The organism is Streptomyces sp. HUAS ZL42 (assembly GCF_040782645.1).
In the GTDB taxonomy this organism is placed as follows: domain Bacteria; phylum Actinomycetota; class Actinomycetes; order Streptomycetales; family Streptomycetaceae; genus Streptomyces.
Genome location: NZ_CP160403.1, coordinates 401756 through 417504, shown reverse-complemented (window position 1 = coordinate 417504; position 15749 = coordinate 401756). Strand labels below are relative to the sequence as shown.

The following is a 15749-nucleotide window of genomic DNA, read 5'->3' as shown; positions in this document are numbered from 1 at the left end:
CACGGAGGGTCACCACATCCGCGATCATGAACGGCCTCACGCTGCGAGGAGGACCCGCTTGCGGAGCAGGTCGAAGTTGGCGCGGCCGAACATCTGCCGCTTGATCATCTTGATCTTGTTGTTGTGGCCCTCGACGGCGCCGGAGCTGTAGCAGAGGCTGAGCCCGGCGACGACGGCGTCGAGGTCCTGGCCGAGGCCTGTGACGAAGCCGTGCAGGGCGGGCACGTCGTCAGCCTGCACGCGTTCTATCCACTGACCGAGGTCGCGGCCCCGGCGGTCGTTCATTAACTCGGCGAAGGCGCAGACGTGTTCGGCGGTCCGGTCAAGGGCGGGGCAGCGGGCGAGAATCTGCTTGAGCTGCTGGGCCTGGTCGTCGTCGAGGCGGTCGGGGCGGCGGGTGATCCAGCTGGTCACGTCGCGCACGGACGGCGCCTTGCGGGGCGGATCGTCGTGCGGGAAGGCTTCGCGGAGCCGCTGCACGTACTTCTTCACCACGCTCTCGCCGCCGGGATAGCCGCACTCGCGGACTTCCTCGAACAGGCGGCGGGCAACGGTGCAGCCTTCCGCCCACCGCTGATGGAGGTAGGGCTTGTAGGGGTCGAGGATGCTGGTCCGGCCGGTCCACCGTCCGACCAGGAGCTCGTCTGCGGTGGCCGCATTGGCGAGGCGGCGGACGGTGTTGCGGGCCAGGCCCAGTCGGCGGGCGATCGGCCGCAGCCCGAGCCCTTCATCCAGCAGGGCACGGACGGCTGCGTGTTGCTCGCGCACCCGGTCGGACAGTCGGCCCGACTGTCGTGGTTCATCTGGGGAAGGCGGCGCAGGCTCCGGGCTCTCCAGGGGCTCGGCGGCGCGGACCGGGGCAGTGTTCTCCGGCTCGCGCAGTAGGGCGCGGTGCTGGATGACCGTCTTCTCAACGGCTTCGGCCAGGTTTTTCCAGATGTGCCACCGGTCCGCGACGTGGATGGCGTCCGGGGCGCCGAGCCGTCCGGCCTCAGCGTATGCGGTGGACCTGTCACGGCAGATCACCTCGACGCCGGAATGGTCGGCGAGCCAGGCGGCCACCGTCGCCGTGGCCCGGTCGGGCAGCAGATCGACGGGACGGCGCGTGTCGATATCTACCAGGATCGTGCCGTAGTTGTGCCCCTTGCGCAGAGCGAAGTCGTCCACCCCGAGCACCCGCGGCGTGTGCACTTCGGGCTCCGGCAGACGGCGTATCAGCCGCAGGAGCGTCGACCGGCTCGCCCGGACCGCGAGGCTGTTCGCCAGGCGGGCGCCGGCCCGGCCCGCCAGCATCACCGCAACCTGTTGCAGCACCGTCTGCAGCCCGGTGCTTCGCCTCCCGTGCCGGAAGGTGAGCCCGTCGACCTGCTCGGCGAACGTGGTCCGCCGGCAGGCGCGGTCACGGCAGCGGAACCGCCGGACCTGTAACTCGATCACCACCGGACGCCCGGCGACCGCAGTATCGGCGAGGCGCCGTACGTATCGGCTGTGCACCCGGCCCGAAACCGTCCCGCAGGCGGGACACGCGGCCCGCTCCGCCGATGCGCGGGCCCGCACGACCACCAACTCGCCGTCGACCACTGCGTTTTCGATCGTTACACCTTCGACCTGGTGGAACCACAGGTCCTGGAGGAGCACATCACCCACGGCCGTTCATGATCGCGGATGTGGTGACCCTCCGTGGCTCCGGCACTGAAAGTGATCCAGAACCAGCGTTCGGCCGTCGTCGAGACAGGGCGCATTTGGCGAGGGTGTGGGTGGGCAGGTGGCGGCCTGCCGGGAGTCGAACGGACTGGGGATCACGAACGGCGCTCGGAGGACGCCCGGGGCCCGCCCAAACCCGCGACTGAGCCCCTTTCCGCCAGCCTTGAGGCCTCTGATTCCGACCGTGCGATGCTCATCAACCCCGATGACAAGCCCGATGGTGTTTTTCCCATCCGGTCCGTCCTTCTGGACGTCTTCGCCCCGAGGGCAGCCGCAGTACTGGCGTTCCTGCTGGTTTTCGGTCTCGTGGGAGGGTGGCTCCTCGCCGGCCGCATGCTCGCCCCGCTGACCCACATCACCCACGCCACCCGCATGGCCACGAACGGATCGCTATCGCACCGGATCCGGCTGCCCGGCCGCAAGGACGAGTTCCGCGAACTCGCCGACACCTTCGACACGATGCTCGTACGACTCGAAGCACACGTCGCCGAACAGCGGAGGTTCGCAGCCAACGCCTCGCACGAGTTGCGCACCCCGCTGGCGATCTCGAAGTCACTTCTCGACGTAGCCCGCACCGATCCGAACCGCGACACCGGCGAACTCATCGACCGCCTCCATGCCGTGAACACCCGCGCGATCGACCTCACTGAGGCACTGCTCCTGCTCAGCCGCGCTGAGCAGCGTTCCTTCACCCGAGAATCCGTCGACCTGTCCCTCCTGGCGGAAGAAGCCACCGAAACACTCCTTCCCCTCGCGGAAAAGCATGGGGTCGCCATCGAGACCGTCGGCGACGTCGCCCCCACGCGCGGTTCGCAAGCGCTTCTGCTGCAGCTGACCATGAACCTCGTGCACAACGCGATCGTCCACAACCTTCCCGAACAGGGCACCGTGTGGATCACCACCCGCGTCCGCCCCATGACTGCGGTGCTTACTGTCGAGAACACCGGCGAGCAGGTCACCCCACAGCTGACGTCGACACTCACCGAACCATTCCAGCGCGGCACCGAGCGCACACACACCGACCACGCAGGCGTCGGGCTCGGCCTGGCAATGGTCAAAACCATCACCCACGCACACGACGGAACACTCACCGTCACCCCGCGCTCTGTCGGCGGGATCCGCATCACCGTGGAACTACCCGCGACATCCCCGCACACCGACAGCTGACGAACCAGGGATGTGTCTCGTGAGACACATATCAGCCTGGAGAACCGGGTCTGCGATGGCCGAGCCGCCGGAGGTCCGCCGAGCGGGTTCCAGCAGGCTGGAGGTCGGCGTACTGGTGCAGGCGGGGCGCGGTCTGTCCAGGGATCAGGCCGCGCAGCCAGGGCCACACCGGCGACAGGCGCGCTGGGAGTTGGGGCCTTCCTGGCCGGCCATGGTGGCGAGCCGCTGGTTCGGTCGTGCGATGATCGGCCGCTTCGGGCGGGTGAGCACGGTGAACGTACTCAGCATGGTCAGCTTCACCGGAGTCACCGGCTCCGCTGCCGGCATCGACAGACCACGGGCCCTGGCCGGCGCCCGCCTGCGGATCGCGGGCGCCTTCCTCAGGTTTCCCGCCGGACTCAGCGCCGCCCACGATCGCGGCGTGGCGGAGGCCCGAGTCAGCGACTGCTCCTCCATCGCCTGGTCCTCGTGGCCGGGCCGTCAATCCCCGTGCTCCTCGGCCACGAGCTGACCATGGTGCGCCGTCACCAGGGTTCCCTCCTGCTCGCGGGTCGGTTCGACCCCTGTCATTTCCGCGATCCGCCGAGTATCCCGGGGCCTCTTCCGGGGCACCCGGCTCATATGTACCGAAGTACCGGGGAGATACCCACCTATGACCGACGAGCATGCGGCGGCTGATCATCAGAGCCAGCACGAACCGACAGAGATCACCTACTCGGAGCAGTTCTATCCGGCGCGGCCTCGAGCTCTGCGTCCGCGCGCACGACTGAGGCCGCAGGGGCAGCCTTCGCCCCGGGAGCGAGGCGGGGACCCGGTCGGCATCAACCCTGACTACGTGGCATGGCTGCGGCACCATTCGATGCTGCAGGACTCCCGAGACCTCTCCGTTCAGCTCACCGGTCAGGGCAGCATGTGGCAGAACCCCTTTGCACGCCCCGATCCCAAGGCCGCCGTCAGCGCGGCCCCGGTGTGGTTCACGGCGTATCCCATCTCCCTGGTCACCCGGCCCGGCCACAGCTTCCTCGGTACTCTGGCCGATCCCGGCCTGTGGCGGGTCTTCTCCGACATCGGGATACGGGCCGTGCACACCGGGCCGGTCAAACGGGCCGGTGGCATTTGGGGCTGGGACACCACCCCGAGCGTCGACGGGCACTTCGACCGGATCAGCACCGCCATCGACCAGGCCTTCGGGACGGAGGACGACTTCCGGCGCATGTGCCAAGTGGCCGGTGACCACGGCGGCACGATCATCGACGACATCGTGCCCGGGCACACCGGTAAGGGGCCTGATTTCCGCCTCGCCGAAATGAATGTCGAGGACTACCCCGGCATCTATCACATGGTCCAGATCGCGCCGGAGGACTGGCCTCTGCTGCCCACCGTGCCGCCAGGGCGTGACTCGGTCAACCTGGACACCGAGGCCGAGGAAGCCCTGGAGAAAGCCGGGTACATCATCGGCCGCCTGCAGCGGGTGATCTTCCACGACCCCGGTGTCAAAGACACCAACTGGAGTGCGACGCGCGAGGTCGTCGGGCCGGACGGCGTCACCCGCCGCTGGGTCTACCTGCACTACTTCAAGGAGGGGCAGCCGTCGATCAACTGGCTCGACCCCACCTTCGCGGGCATGCGGCTCGTCATCGGCGATGCGCTGCACTCCCTCGGAGACCTCGGTTCGGGTGCGCTGCGCCTGGACGCCAACGGGTTCCTCGGCGTCGAGAAGAGCGCCGAGGGCCTGCCGGCCTGGTCGGAGGGACATCCGCTCTCGGAGGCCGCCAACCAACTGATCGCCAGCATGGTGCGCAAGATGGGCGGCTTCACCTTCCAGGAGCTGAACCTGACCGTCGACGACATCAAGATGACCTCCGAGGCCGGCGCTGACCTGTCGTACGACTTCGTCAACCGGCCCGCCTACCACCATGCGCTGGCCACCGCGGACACCGAGTTCCTGCGGCTCACCCTCAACATCGCCCTGGACAGCGGGGTGGCCGCCGCCGGCCTCGTCCATGCGCTGCAGAACCACGACGAACTCACCTACGAACTGGTCCACTTCGCCACGCTGCACAAGGACGACCTCTTCACCTATCACGGCGTCGAGGTCACCGGCGGCCAGCTCGCCGAGCACATTCGTGCCGAACTGGTACAGACACTGACCGGGCCGAGCGCGCCCTACAACGCCATCTTCACCACCAACGGCATCGCTTCCACCACGGTCAGCGTCATCGCCGCTGCCCTCGGGTACACGACGCTCGACAACCTCACCAACCAGGACATACGCGAGGTCAAGCGGGCGCACCTGCTGCTGGCCATGTTCAACGCCCTGCAACCCGGCGTGTTCTCGCTTTCCGGCTGGGACCTGTGCGGCCTGCTGACGTTGCCCCGTGAACGCGTGGCGTCGCTCCTTGCGACCGGTGACACCCGATGGATCCACCGAGCCGCGTACGACCTGATGGACTATCAGCCCGGCGCGGCCACATCCGGGTCGGGCATGTTGAAGGGGCACAGCCTCTACGGCAGCCTTCCGGCACAGCTCCAGGATCCCAACTCCTTCGCCTCACGCCTCAAACACCTGTTGCGGGTGCGCGACGAAACCGGGATCGCCACGGCCGACCAACTCGAGATTCCCGCAGTGCCGCACCCCGCGCTGCTCGTCATGGTCCACCGAATCGGTGAGAGCGGGCAGATTCAGGCGACCGTACTCAACTTCGGCTCCACGCCGGTTTCGGGTTCCGTGGCCTCGGAGCATTTCCAGCCGGGTCGGCGGGCCCATGACTTCCTGTCGGGCAGGGAGGTCGGCGTGGTCGACGACATGCGTGCCCTGTATGTCGAACTGCCCGGCCATGACGGCTTCTGCCTGCTCCTTCAGGAATAGCGTCCGAAGCGATTCGAACGGCGCTGTCGAGGCCGCCGGACATCGATGCCACGCGTCGGTCGGCAATGGGCAGAGTGTGCTGCCCACCCGGGATTTCGGTCCCGCTGTGTGTCTGAGGCGCATGGTCTCCGCGGCGCCGATGGCAGGCTTCCCGGCGACCGCCTTCATCGCGGCCCACTCGGTCGGGTAGTGGGGGCGGATCGCTGCGACCATGCGCACTGCACGCTCACGAAGCACGGCAGGGCAAGGGGAGAGACGCCCCATGGCTCGATCCGCTCAGGGAATCGAGCCTGCGCCCCGTCCGGGCGGGACTGGGTACAGCCGGACAGCGTGATCGCGGCCCTTGGGGTGTGGTGAAGTGGGGATCATGACGACGAGTGACGCGATCGTGGTGCCGGAGCTGTACGTCGGCTACCCCAGGGTGGCCTTCGGCGGGTACGTCGCCGGCGTGTTGGCGGAGAGGTCCGGGGCGCAGACGGTACGGGTGGACTTTCGTGGGCCGGTGCCGGTCGAGGTGCCCGTGCGGATCGCCGAAACCGCGGGTGATGGCGTGGAGCTGGGCGAGGCTGAGCGGCCCCTTGCCTCTGCGCGCCCCGCCGAGTTGCTGTTCGACGCGCCGGCCGCGCCGTCCTGGGACGACGCGGTCGCCGCAGCCGAGCGGTTCCGGTCGGCGCCGCCGTCGGGTGTGGTCGACTGCTTCGGCTGCGGCCTGCGTGCGGCTGACCGCGGTCTGGGTCTGCACTGCTCCCCGGTGCCGGATTCCGGCCTGGTGGCCTCCGCCTGGACCCCGTCCCGCGCCTTCGCCGACGCGGACGGCCTGCTCCCGACCCCACTGGTCTGGGGCGCCTTGGACTGCCCGGGGAATTGGGCGGGCCGTTTCCTCGGCACCCAGCGCCCGGGCGCGGTCACCGCATCCCTCACGGGCACTGTTCTGCGGCCGGTCGCCGTGGGCGAGCCGTACATCTCGTACGGATGGCTGCTGTCGGAGTCCGGCCGCAAGCACAGGATGGGCGTGGCGCTCGCCACGGCCGAGGGCGAACTGTGCGCCGTGTCCGAGGCGTTGTGGATTGATCCCAGGCCCGCCCCCTGAGGCGGCCACTGTTCTCGATCGACCGGCCGGCCAGTGCCGTCCGCTAACGCCGACGACCACGGCGCGTACCTGAACTCCACAACGGACTACACCTACGACCCGGTCAACCGGCTCTTCCAGTCCGTGAAGACGGGAACCGGCGCGGGCACCGAGACCTACGTCCACGACGCCAACGCCAACGTCGTCACCCAGACGATCAAGAACGTCACGACCAACTGCACCTACGACCGCAACCGGCTCCTCAGCTCGAGCATCGGTTCCGCCACCAACAACTACAACTACGACCCGTACGGCCGACTGGACACGGTCGTCGCGGGCGGCAAGGTGGTCGAGGACCGGGACTACGACGGCTTCGACCACGTGGTCAAGAACGCCAAGCTGCAGACCGACGGGGTCACGACGAAGACCTCCACCTACGTCTTCGACCCCCTGGAGCGCACGGCATCCAAGACGGAGGGCGGCAAGACCACCGACTTCCGCCGACATGAGCCGGTATGCCTCCACGTTCGCATCCCGCACGACAGTGAAGGCACGGCTCCCCTCGACTTCTCCGCGGCCAGCCTCCGAATCGTCGACCGCGTGGTGGACGGTCGGCAGCAGGAGGGCCAACGACCCGGTCGACGTGACGCCGATCCTCCAAGAGCTCGGTGCGTACGTCGGCGACGTGCTCGCCCGGCAAGCGCGAGCCCGCTGGGTCGACTTCGGCGACATGGCATCTGGACGGTTCCGGCAGCCGGTCGGGGCCCGGACACCGGACGGACGGGCGTGCTGCGGGCCGAGGAGAACCGACACCACTCACTCGCCGACCACCCAAGATCTTACGTAGCTGTGTGTGGCGGCTGGGTGTGTCGTGCCTCGTCCCATAGGCGATCGACGGCCTCTGATCGTGTGAACAGCACCAGGCTTATGATCACGACCCAGATCCCGGAGAGAAACGCGGCGAAGAATCCGACGATCGGAACGAGCGCCAGCACGCCGAGCACGAGGGCAGCCCAGGCAACCAACGGTGCGAAGAAGCGACGGCCTCGCAAGAGAGCCACGCCACTCGCCGACAGAAAGGTCGCAAGCCCTATCAAGATCGGATAGAGCGTCCAGCCATCGAGCACATTGAGCGACTGCAACGCTTCGTCCGAGAACTGTGACGTCTGGGCGGCCTCGGCGAGCGCAGCGTGAACGAGCGACTGCACGGCAAGTCCGGTGGCCACAACCACCGCTCCCGCCTGTGCGACGTTCGCCGACATGCGCCCAGAGGGATGCAGGCGCCTCAGTACGGCGCGGAAGTACCCAGCGAAGAACAGCAGGGGGACCGCGCCGAGCGCGACAAGGAACGCGGCGATCTGGTGCTTGGTCTCGTTGTCGTAGGCGTCCCTGATTTCGGGGCCGAGCGCATGGTGGGAGGGCGTGTCACCAATGAGGAGGTACCCCACGGCTACCAGCACGACGAAGAGCGTTCCAAGGAGCGGCACGAATCGGAGCTCAGGTCTCGCCATTGAGGACCTCCCTAAGCCGATCATCCGGGATCGAGCCGGCCACTGCCACCGTTCGAGGCGCAGGTGGACCTGTGCCGGCCCGCTCGCCTGGAAAACCATCACGGCTGGTGTTACGGCGGCATCGCCAGGTGGTGCAGCCGGCGGCCGCCTCCCTTTCGGCTGACCTGCCTGCTGGCGGTCACCGGCGTCGTCGCGCGAGGCTTTGGCCCGGCGGGGCCGTGCGCGGGCTCCGGTGCCGGGGCCCGGTTCCGGAGTGCTCGCCGCCGGACCCTCCGCCAGGTGAACCGCGTCCGCTGCACACACGGCGATGCTGCGGACGACGACACCGGGAAACGCCCGTCCGACCTGCTCGGCGACCGGCCCCTGACGGGCGTCGAATGCACAGCGCTGTGCGCTCCGCCAGCGTTCGCCCGACGAGCAGGGCATCCAGACAGGCCAGTGCGTGCCTGCACGCGTCCAGAGCCCGCAGGACAGCGAGCGCGTCCGCCTGCATCCGCGCGCGATGCGCCCACCGCAGTACAGCTAGCCGCCACGCGACCCCGTCGCCCAGCGCGCCATCGGCGTGATGCCGAGGGCGCCCATGCACGCGAGCATCAGGATGCGCCCGGCACCCAGCAACACTCCGCCGGATATCAGGCCCGCCCAGTACGGGACGAACAGGAGGACGAAGGGGAGGTACATCGCGAGGGCCAGCTCGGCTGGGGAACCTGTGCCGGAACACAAAACACGTGCTTACAGAGACTGCGCGTGGTCCGTGCTGGTCAGGGTGGGGGTCAGGGTTGGTTGCGGCGTTGGTTTCCGCCGTGCTGGCGAAGTTGGTGGGTGTGGCGGGTGAGGTTGTCGACGCGTGCGGCGAGGTCGGGGTGGCGGGTCGTGAGGTAGGGGTGGGTCTGTGTGAGGGGGGTGATGAGGGTGGCGGGGTCGTTGTCGGCGAGGGCGGCGGTGAGTTCGGCGAGTGGGGTGTGGGCGGTGGTGGGGAGGTCGGTAAGGGTGGTGATCTGGGCGGCGAGTTGGCGCAGGGTGGCGGCGTTGGCGCGGGCCCAGGTGGTGACGGTGCGGTCGGCGGCGCGTTGGTCGCGGGTGGCCTGTACGCGTTGTTCGCCGGTGGATCCCGGGTGGCCGGGGCGTACGCGCAGGTAGCGGCGTTCGGCGGCCTGGCGGCTGGAGACGCCGAGGGGATGGGCGAGGTCGGCCCAGCTGGCGCCGGCCTCGCGGGCGGCTTCGATCAGGCCGGGTTCCCATTGGGCGAGTTGCTCGCGTGCTTCGCGCAGGAGCAGGAGCGCGGCGAGTGTCTGTTCAGGGCTGGCCTGATCGGGCCCGGGGTGCGTGCCCTCTTGTGGGGTGCGGGCGGTGTGCAGGGCCTCGTGGATGGTGTTCAGTGCCGCGGCGGCGGCGAGGAAGGACGCCGGCGTGAGACCGCGGGTGCTGGGGGTGGGCTGATCGTCCCTGGTCATCGGGCCTCCAACCATGTTGTCATCATGTCGATGACGTTCGGCTTGTCATCGCTTGGATGACATGTTACAACGGTGGCAGGTGAACGCATTGGCACAGTGCCCGACCTGAACGCTGGAGGTGTTTGACGATGTTGATGCGCACCGACCCCTTCCGCGAGCTTGACCGGCTCACCCAGCAGCTGTTGAACACCACCGGGACCTGGTCGCGTCCGTCGCCGATGCCGATGGACGCCTATCGGGAGGGCGAGGAGTACGTGATCGCCTTCGACCTGCCCGGCGTGGCCACGGACGCGATCGACATCGACGTCGAGCGCAACATGCTGACCGTCAAGGCCGAGCGGCGGCCCGTCACCAAGGCGGACGACGCGCAGATGGAGCTGTCCGAGCGGCCGCTGGGCGTCTTCTCCCGCCAGCTCGTGCTGGCCGACACCCTGGACACCGAGCACATCAAGGCGGACTACGACGCAGGGGTGCTGACCCTGCGGATCCCGATCGCCGAGCGCGCCAAGCCCCGCAAGATCGCCATCGGTGGCGGCTCCACGCGCAAGGAGATCAGCGGCTGAATCCCCTCCCAGCCGCACCGGAGACGGGGGACGGCCCCCCTCGGCCGCCCCCGTCCTCCGCTCGCCGCCACACACGCACGGGAGCAGCGATGGTGATGCGATGGGAGGCGTTCCTTGACCAGGTCAAGGAACGCGGCGAGTACGACACCACCAAGGAAGCCGAGCGGGCCGCCCGCACGGTGCTGGCGCTGCTGGGCGCGCACCTGGTGGGCGAGGTCAGAGCGGACCTGGCCGCCCGGCTGCCCGAGCACCTGGCGCTCGTCCTGCTCAATCCGCTCCAGGCACGCGAGCCGCTGTCTCCCGAGCGGTTCGTACGGGCCACCGCGGCCTGGATCGAGGGAGCCACCGAACAGACCGCCGCCTGGGACGTGAGCGCCGTGCTCAGCGTGGCCGCGGACGCCGCGGGCGAGGAGCTCACCCGCCGCATCCTGCTCCAGCTCCCGGCCGGCTACGACCTGCTGTTCGGCCACCCCCAGCCCGTCTGACCCGCAGCCGGCCCAGGCAACCACACCCCTTCTCTCACCGACCCCCGGGGGCGGCGCCGGCCGGGCGGGGCACCGGCCCCGCCACCGGCGTCGTGACCCCCTCACACGAGAAAGGCCACCGCGTCAGCAATGATTTCCCAGCAGCAGCCGTGCCGGTCCACCGCGGGCATGACGTTCGAGCAGATGCTGGAGCAAGTGCGCTACGAAGGCGCCTATGCCACCCGCGCGCAGGCCGAACAGGCCGTGCGCGCCGTGCTGGCCGCCTTCGGGCGTCAGCTCACCGGCGAGGAACGGGTGGAGCTGGCCGCCCGGCTGCCGCACGAGGCGGCCGTCATCTTCACCTCCCAGATCCCCGCCACCGAACCCCCCACCGGTTGGGGCTTCGTCAAGGACCTGGCCTCGCGCACCGGTGGCAGCCCGGCGACCACCCGTTGGGACGCCGGTACCGTCCTGCGCATCGTGGCCCGACTCGCCGGCGAGGAACTCCTTACCCGTATCCTCACCCAGCTTCCCTCCGGCTACGGCCTGCTGTTCGGCCGCGCCGAGCTCACCCAGGCGGCCTGACGGGCAGGCAGGGTGCACGGCGGTGGAACGCAGCCGCACACCGCGTGGACACCTTCAGACGCTGCGCTCACCGCCCGCGAGCAGGTGGCAATCCTTGCCAATGCCCTGGGACGGCCGATTGAGTTCGTGCTCATGACGCCTGAGTGGTTCGCTCGGCAGGGTATCGAGCAGGGAACCGAAGCCGAGAGCCGGCGCGATGCACAACCTCGTTGGGCTCTTCCGTGCGGAACGCGCCGGAGTGATGGCCGATCACATCACCAACCTCACCGGCATTGCTCCCCGGACGTTGCGTGAGTAGTGCGAGGAGCACGCCGAGGCATTCCGCTGCGCACCGTTGTCGACGCATCGCTCACAGGATGAGAGCGGGCCCGCCGCTCACCCTGCTCGGCGCAACACTGGAGTGATCACGTGCTGCGACGCTCGCTGGAATCCGTCCGTCTTGAAGTGGCCCCACTTGAAGGTCGGTTGGGCGGACTTTCCGGCTTGAAGCGGCCCCGTCCTCCGGGCCGAGCGGCCCCGGCTCAAAGCTCCCAGTACCGGCACTCGTCGCCGGGCATTCACCCAAAGGGAACTGCGCGGGCGGCGCTATGCTGCTGTGTCATGCCGGAGACGCGCCTCGACACTGCTCGGATCCGGGCGGCTCGCCGGGTAATCGACCCGGTCTTTCTCGACACTGCGTTGTACCCCTGCGAGGCACTGGAGCCCGGCCTCGGGTGCACGGTGAGCATCAAGCTCGAAACGGCGAACCCGGTCCGCAGCTTCAAAGCCCGCGGCACCGAGCTGGTCGCGAGCCGGCTCGCCGACAGTGCTTCGCGAGCCGTGGTGTGTGCGAGCGCGGGCAACCTTGGCCAGGCTCTCGCGTGGTCCGGTCGCCGCCGGGGGCTCAACGTCACCGTCGTGGCGTCCCGCTTTGCGACTCGGGTCAAGCTTGATCGCATCCGTGCACTGGGCGCCGGGTTGGAGCTGGTGGACGGCGACCACGAGGTGGCTCGCGAGCGGGCGGCGGCCATCGCACGGTACGACGGGATCCGGCTGGTCGAGGACAGCCTGGACATCGAGACCTGCGAGGGCGCGGCGACCATCGGCCTGGAACTGGTGGACACCGTGCCGTCGTTCGACGCCGTCCTGATCGCTCTCGGCGGCGGAGCGCTGGCCACCGGTGTGGGTCATGTGGTGAAGGCGTTGGTGCCCGGAGTCGAGGTGATCTGCGTCCAGCCGCTGGGCGCCCCGGCGTTGACGCTCTCGTGGCGGCAGCGCCGTGTCGTCACCACTGACTCGGCCGACACCATCGCCGACGGCGTCGCGGGCCGGTATCCCATCCCGGCCGTCCTGGACGACCTCCTTCTGGTCGCCGACGACGCCGTCCTCGTCCGGGAGGAGTCGATCGTCGCCGGTATGCGGATGCTTCTCGACCACGCAGGCCTCGTCGTCGAACCGTCGGCCGCGCTCGGCATCGCAGCGATCCTTGAAGACCGCGACCGCTTCGCCGGCCGACATGTCGTCACCATCGTGTGCGGCAGCAACGTCGACGTAGACGCCTACCACCGCTGGGTAGGTGCGGCTCCCATCCACCACAGGCTCTGACCATTGCTTCTCTGGGCTCACTCGTGCTCGCTCGCTATGACTGCTTGCGGGTAGCACCTCCGCGCCGCCGCCCGAGAGCTTCGACCTGGTGCTGGGCCTTGCCCGTCTCGCCGGTCGGGGCGAGCGGCCGACAGACCTGGCGCTGCCGGCCTTCGCCGAGGGCCTCCCGGTAACCCGAGCCGGCAGTACGAGCCGCGTTCCGTGCCTCCGCGGGCACCGGCGCTCTTCCCGGCGAAAACGACGGTTCCGGCGACGGCCCCAGCCTGGACGAGCGGCTGGATCAGACCTCCCACGAGCTCGCAGACCGTGGCCGGAGCCTCTCCCTCGTCCCGGCCCGGTGCCGTCGCATCGACGGGCGCATCGCCCGCGCCCTCGGTCAACTCCCGCCCGAGCTTGCGGATCTGGACCAGAACGCCGAACCGGAGCGGCTCACGCCGCAGGACGCCACGCCGACCGCCGTGACCGCTCCCTCGGCGGGCCTGTCCCCCTCCAGGACATGGGAGCCCTGCTGCGCGCCATGAGCTCGGCATGCCCGCCAACCCTTGCCCCCGATCGCCTGCCCCTCTTCGGCACCTGAGCGCCGGCCTCTCTGTCCTTCCTCCCCGACGGCGACCTGCGTGATGCCCTGCGGGTCTTGGCCGACACAGCGGCGCTGGAAGAGCTGGCGTACGGCGGCCCAGGTGGGGGAGTGGGCTTTGGACCTGTGCCAGCGAGGGGAAGCAAGCCGATCGCGAAGCCGCCCTCGCGGGAGGCGCCCGACTCGCCGGCCGTTTCGCAGGGGGCGAGAGCCGTAGCCAGGGCCACCGCCGCCAGAGTGAGGCGACGTGGGTCTGCGGGCCGATGCCTGCCGCAACCACGGTCGCACCACGTCCGGTGGGGAATCACTGGGAGGCACTGGCGCGGCGGAGAAGATCATCGGCTCGATGCGGCATCCAGGAAAGGCGAACGCTGTCCCATTAGACTCGAATGTCCGGGGAAATTCAGGCGCCACTGACGGGCGGCGGTGACCGAGTCATGGAGGCACCCCCAAAATGAACGCCCACGTTTGTCGTGCCGTCGCTGCGGCTGTGGTGACCGCGGCTGTTGGGCTTACTGCCTGCGGCGAGGCCGGAGAGCCGGGCGCCTCCCGCGAGGGCGCCTTCACGATCGGCTTGCTGCTCCCAGGGGCGGGCGGCCGGGAGCACCCGGACAGGTCCCTGACCGAGGCGAAGATCAAGGAGCTGTGCGCGAACTGCCCGATGCAGTACGCCAACGCCAGGGATGACGCAGCGACCCAGCGGCAGCAGATCGACTCCATGATCACCAAGGGGGTCGACGTCCTGATCCTCGATGCCGTCGACCCCAAGGCGGTGCGCTCCTCTGTCGAAGCGGCGCACCAGACCGGTATCCCTGTCGTCGCCTACGACCGGCTCGCCGAAGGCCCGATCTCGGGCTACGTCACGTTCGACGGTGCGCGGGTCGGCAGGATTCAGGCCGAGGCGCTCCTCAGAGCCATGGGCGCCAAGGCGCACGGCGGTCAGATCGTCATGATGAACGGCGCCACGACCGACCCCAACGCGGGCTGGTTCAAGCACGGCGCGCTGTCCGCCCTCAAGGGCAAAGTGAAGATCGCTAGGTCGTACGACACCGTCGAGTGGCGGGCGCAGAACGCCTACAACAACATGGTCGGGGCCATCGCCGCCCTGGGTGCCGACAATATCGATGGTGTCTACGCCGCCAACGACAACCTCGCCTCCGGTGCCATCGCCGCCCTCAGGGCCGCCAAGATCAAGCCGCTTCCCCCGGTCACCGGCCAGGACGCCGACCTCAGGGCCGTGCAGCGCATCGTCAAGGGGGACCAGTACATGACCGCCTACAAACCCTTCAGACTGGAGGCGGGCACCGCCGCGCAGATGGCCGTCGCCCTGGGGCGGGGCGAAGAGCTCGGCGCGATCGCCAAGGACAGGGTCAGTAGCCCCACCACCAAGGACATCCCAGCTGCTCTCCTCACTCCGGTCTCGGTGACCGCAGACAACATCAAGGGCACCGTCGTCAAGGATGGCGTGCACACGATCGACCAGATCTGTACCCCCGAATTCCGGGCTGCTTGCAAGAAGGTCGGCCTCACCCCGTAGGAGCCGCCTTCCGAGCGGCGAGCTCGCGCGGCACCGTGTCGATGAGGTGGGGGAGAGGTGCCGGATCACCTGAGAGGGCATCTGATCCAGGTAGTTGGTAGGGGATGCTTTTCGCGGCATGGCGAGCCGGGCGGAGTGGGCCTGGAACGGCAGCGCGGGTGCACGCGCTGCGGGAGATCGTCAACGCGATCGTCTATGCCATATGTCAACCGCACCGGCATCCGTGGGAGTACCTGCCGCACGACTTCCCGCCGTACAAGACCGTCTACGACTACTACGCGAAGTGGGAAGCGGACGGCACGACCCAGCAGGTCCACGACCTGTTACGCGACAAGACCTGCCGAGCCCACGGCCGCAGCCCCGAGCCGACCGCGGCCCCAGCCTGGTCCACGGAGGTGAGGACCCCCGCCGAGCTGTGGACGAGATCTTCGACCTGCTCGAACGCGGTTGGACGGACGCATCGCGCTGAGCCTCGCGTTCCCCGCCAAAGAAGACGCGGTGAGGGACGGCCTCACCGCCGTGACCGTCGTGACCGTCGTGCGGACCGCACCCGAAGCAGCAGGTGTCCGAACGCCGGCAACCGTGCCCGCATCCTCACCAGAGGAGACGGGCATCGTGTGAACCCCGGACCCCCGCGTGCCGGGCTGTTGGGCGCGGTGCATGTG

General features: G+C 68.9%; 14 protein-coding genes and 2 pseudogenes. 12 read left to right on the top strand and 4 right to left on the bottom strand.

From position 1 onward, the window contains the following. Nucleotides 1-36 precede the first annotated feature (36 nt). On the bottom strand, nucleotides 37-1647 hold the full coding sequence (locus ABZO29_RS02025; protein WP_367318385.1) for an ISL3 family transposase: 1611 nt from the start codon (nucleotides 1645-1647) through the stop codon (nucleotides 37-39). Between the two features lie 33 nt (nucleotides 1648-1680). Between ABZO29_RS02025 and ABZO29_RS02020 the strand changes: the two genes are divergently transcribed. The 3 genes from ABZO29_RS02020 to treS all read left to right on the top strand — a co-directional run bounded on the left by ABZO29_RS02020 (nucleotide 1681) and on the right by treS (nucleotide 5740). Beyond that, complete coding sequence (locus ABZO29_RS02020) at nucleotides 1681-2871, top strand: sensor histidine kinase (RefSeq protein ID WP_367318384.1); 1191 nt, start codon at nucleotides 1681-1683, stop codon at nucleotides 2869-2871. A 55-nt stretch (nucleotides 2872-2926) separates the two neighbouring features. Beyond that, nucleotides 2927-3382, top strand: a complete 456-nt coding sequence (locus ABZO29_RS02015) for a hypothetical protein (protein ID WP_367326420.1) — start codon at nucleotides 2927-2929, stop codon at nucleotides 3380-3382. A gap of 141 nt (nucleotides 3383-3523) precedes the next feature. After that, a complete protein-coding gene (gene treS / locus ABZO29_RS02010; protein WP_367318383.1) occupies nucleotides 3524-5740 on the top strand; it encodes a maltose alpha-D-glucosyltransferase in 2217 nt (738 codons plus the stop codon). Between the two features lie 117 nt (nucleotides 5741-5857). Here the strand turns inward: treS and ABZO29_RS02005 are convergent. Next, a pseudogene (locus tag ABZO29_RS02005) lies at nucleotides 5858-6004 on the bottom strand (IS3 family transposase); the annotation flags it as partial. Between the two features lie 103 nt (nucleotides 6005-6107). Here ABZO29_RS02005 and ABZO29_RS02000 point away from each other — a divergent pair. The 3 genes from ABZO29_RS02000 (at nucleotide 6108) to ABZO29_RS01990 (ending at nucleotide 8323) form a co-directional block, all read left to right on the top strand. Beyond that, a complete protein-coding gene (locus tag ABZO29_RS02000) occupies nucleotides 6108-6830 on the top strand; it encodes a hypothetical protein (protein WP_367318382.1) in 723 nt (240 codons plus the stop codon). 33 nt (nucleotides 6831-6863) lie between these two features. Further along, on the top strand, nucleotides 6864-7916 hold the full coding sequence (locus tag ABZO29_RS01995; RefSeq protein WP_367318381.1) for a hypothetical protein: 1053 nt from the start codon (nucleotides 6864-6866) through the stop codon (nucleotides 7914-7916). Between the two features lie 83 nt (nucleotides 7917-7999). Continuing rightward, complete coding sequence (locus ABZO29_RS01990; RefSeq protein WP_367318380.1) at nucleotides 8000-8323, top strand: hypothetical protein; 324 nt, start codon at nucleotides 8000-8002, stop codon at nucleotides 8321-8323. 519 nt (nucleotides 8324-8842) lie between these two features. Here the strand turns inward: ABZO29_RS01990 and ABZO29_RS01985 are convergent. Together ABZO29_RS01985 and ABZO29_RS01980 are read right to left on the bottom strand one after the other, a co-directional pair. After that, nucleotides 8843-9043, bottom strand: a complete 201-nt coding sequence (locus tag ABZO29_RS01985; RefSeq protein WP_367318379.1) for a hypothetical protein — start codon at nucleotides 9041-9043, stop codon at nucleotides 8843-8845. Between the two features lie 50 nt (nucleotides 9044-9093). Continuing rightward, complete coding sequence (locus tag ABZO29_RS01980; protein WP_367318378.1) at nucleotides 9094-9774, bottom strand: type III effector protein; 681 nt, start codon at nucleotides 9772-9774, stop codon at nucleotides 9094-9096. A 128-nt stretch (nucleotides 9775-9902) separates the two neighbouring features. On the opposite strand from ABZO29_RS01980, the gene ABZO29_RS01975 reads away from it, so the two are divergent. The 6 genes and pseudogenes from ABZO29_RS01975 to ABZO29_RS01950 all read left to right on the top strand — a co-directional run. After that, nucleotides 9903-10337 (top strand): Hsp20/alpha crystallin family protein, encoded by a 435-nt coding sequence (locus tag ABZO29_RS01975; protein WP_367318377.1) that lies wholly within the window; start codon nucleotides 9903-9905, stop codon nucleotides 10335-10337. Between the two features lie 89 nt (nucleotides 10338-10426). Continuing rightward, on the top strand, nucleotides 10427-10822 hold the full coding sequence (locus ABZO29_RS01970; protein WP_367318376.1) for a DUF2267 domain-containing protein: 396 nt from the start codon (nucleotides 10427-10429) through the stop codon (nucleotides 10820-10822). Between the two features lie 168 nt (nucleotides 10823-10990). Beyond that, nucleotides 10991-11386, top strand: a complete 396-nt coding sequence (locus ABZO29_RS01965) for a DUF2267 domain-containing protein (protein WP_367318375.1) — start codon at nucleotides 10991-10993, stop codon at nucleotides 11384-11386. A 600-nt stretch (nucleotides 11387-11986) separates the two neighbouring features. After that, nucleotides 11987-12970 (top strand): threonine/serine dehydratase, encoded by a 984-nt coding sequence (locus ABZO29_RS01960; protein ID WP_367318374.1) that lies wholly within the window; start codon nucleotides 11987-11989, stop codon nucleotides 12968-12970. 1031 nt (nucleotides 12971-14001) lie between these two features. Further along, nucleotides 14002-15084 carry a sugar ABC transporter substrate-binding protein gene (locus ABZO29_RS01955; RefSeq protein WP_367318373.1) on the top strand — a complete coding sequence of 361 codons (1083 nt, stop codon included), beginning with the start codon at nucleotides 14002-14004 and terminating at the stop codon, nucleotides 15082-15084. A 104-nt stretch (nucleotides 15085-15188) separates the two neighbouring features. Continuing rightward, nucleotides 15189-15389 (top strand): annotated as a pseudogene (locus tag ABZO29_RS01950) (transposase); the annotation flags it as partial. Between the last annotated feature and the right edge of the window lie 360 nt (nucleotides 15390-15749).

Coding starts and splice junctions, on each gene's coding strand:
- ABZO29_RS02000 (WP_367318382.1), top strand. CDS start 6,108: ATGACGACGAGTGACGCGATCGTGGTGCCGGAGCTGTACGTCGGCTAC.
- ABZO29_RS01955 (WP_367318373.1), top strand. CDS start 14,002: ATGAACGCCCACGTTTGTCGTGCCGTCGCTGCGGCTGTGGTGACCGCG.
- ABZO29_RS01980 (WP_367318378.1), bottom strand. CDS start 9,774: ATGACCAGGGACGATCAGCCCACCCCCAGCACCCGCGGTCTCACGCCG.
- ABZO29_RS01975 (WP_367318377.1), top strand. CDS start 9,903: ATGTTGATGCGCACCGACCCCTTCCGCGAGCTTGACCGGCTCACCCAG.
- ABZO29_RS01965 (WP_367318375.1), top strand. CDS start 10,991: ATGACGTTCGAGCAGATGCTGGAGCAAGTGCGCTACGAAGGCGCCTAT.
- treS (WP_367318383.1), top strand. CDS start 3,524: ATGACCGACGAGCATGCGGCGGCTGATCATCAGAGCCAGCACGAACCG.
- ABZO29_RS01970 (WP_367318376.1), top strand. CDS start 10,427: ATGGTGATGCGATGGGAGGCGTTCCTTGACCAGGTCAAGGAACGCGGC.
- ABZO29_RS02015 (WP_367326420.1), top strand. CDS start 2,927: ATGGCCGAGCCGCCGGAGGTCCGCCGAGCGGGTTCCAGCAGGCTGGAG.
- ABZO29_RS01960 (WP_367318374.1), top strand. CDS start 11,987: ATGCCGGAGACGCGCCTCGACACTGCTCGGATCCGGGCGGCTCGCCGG.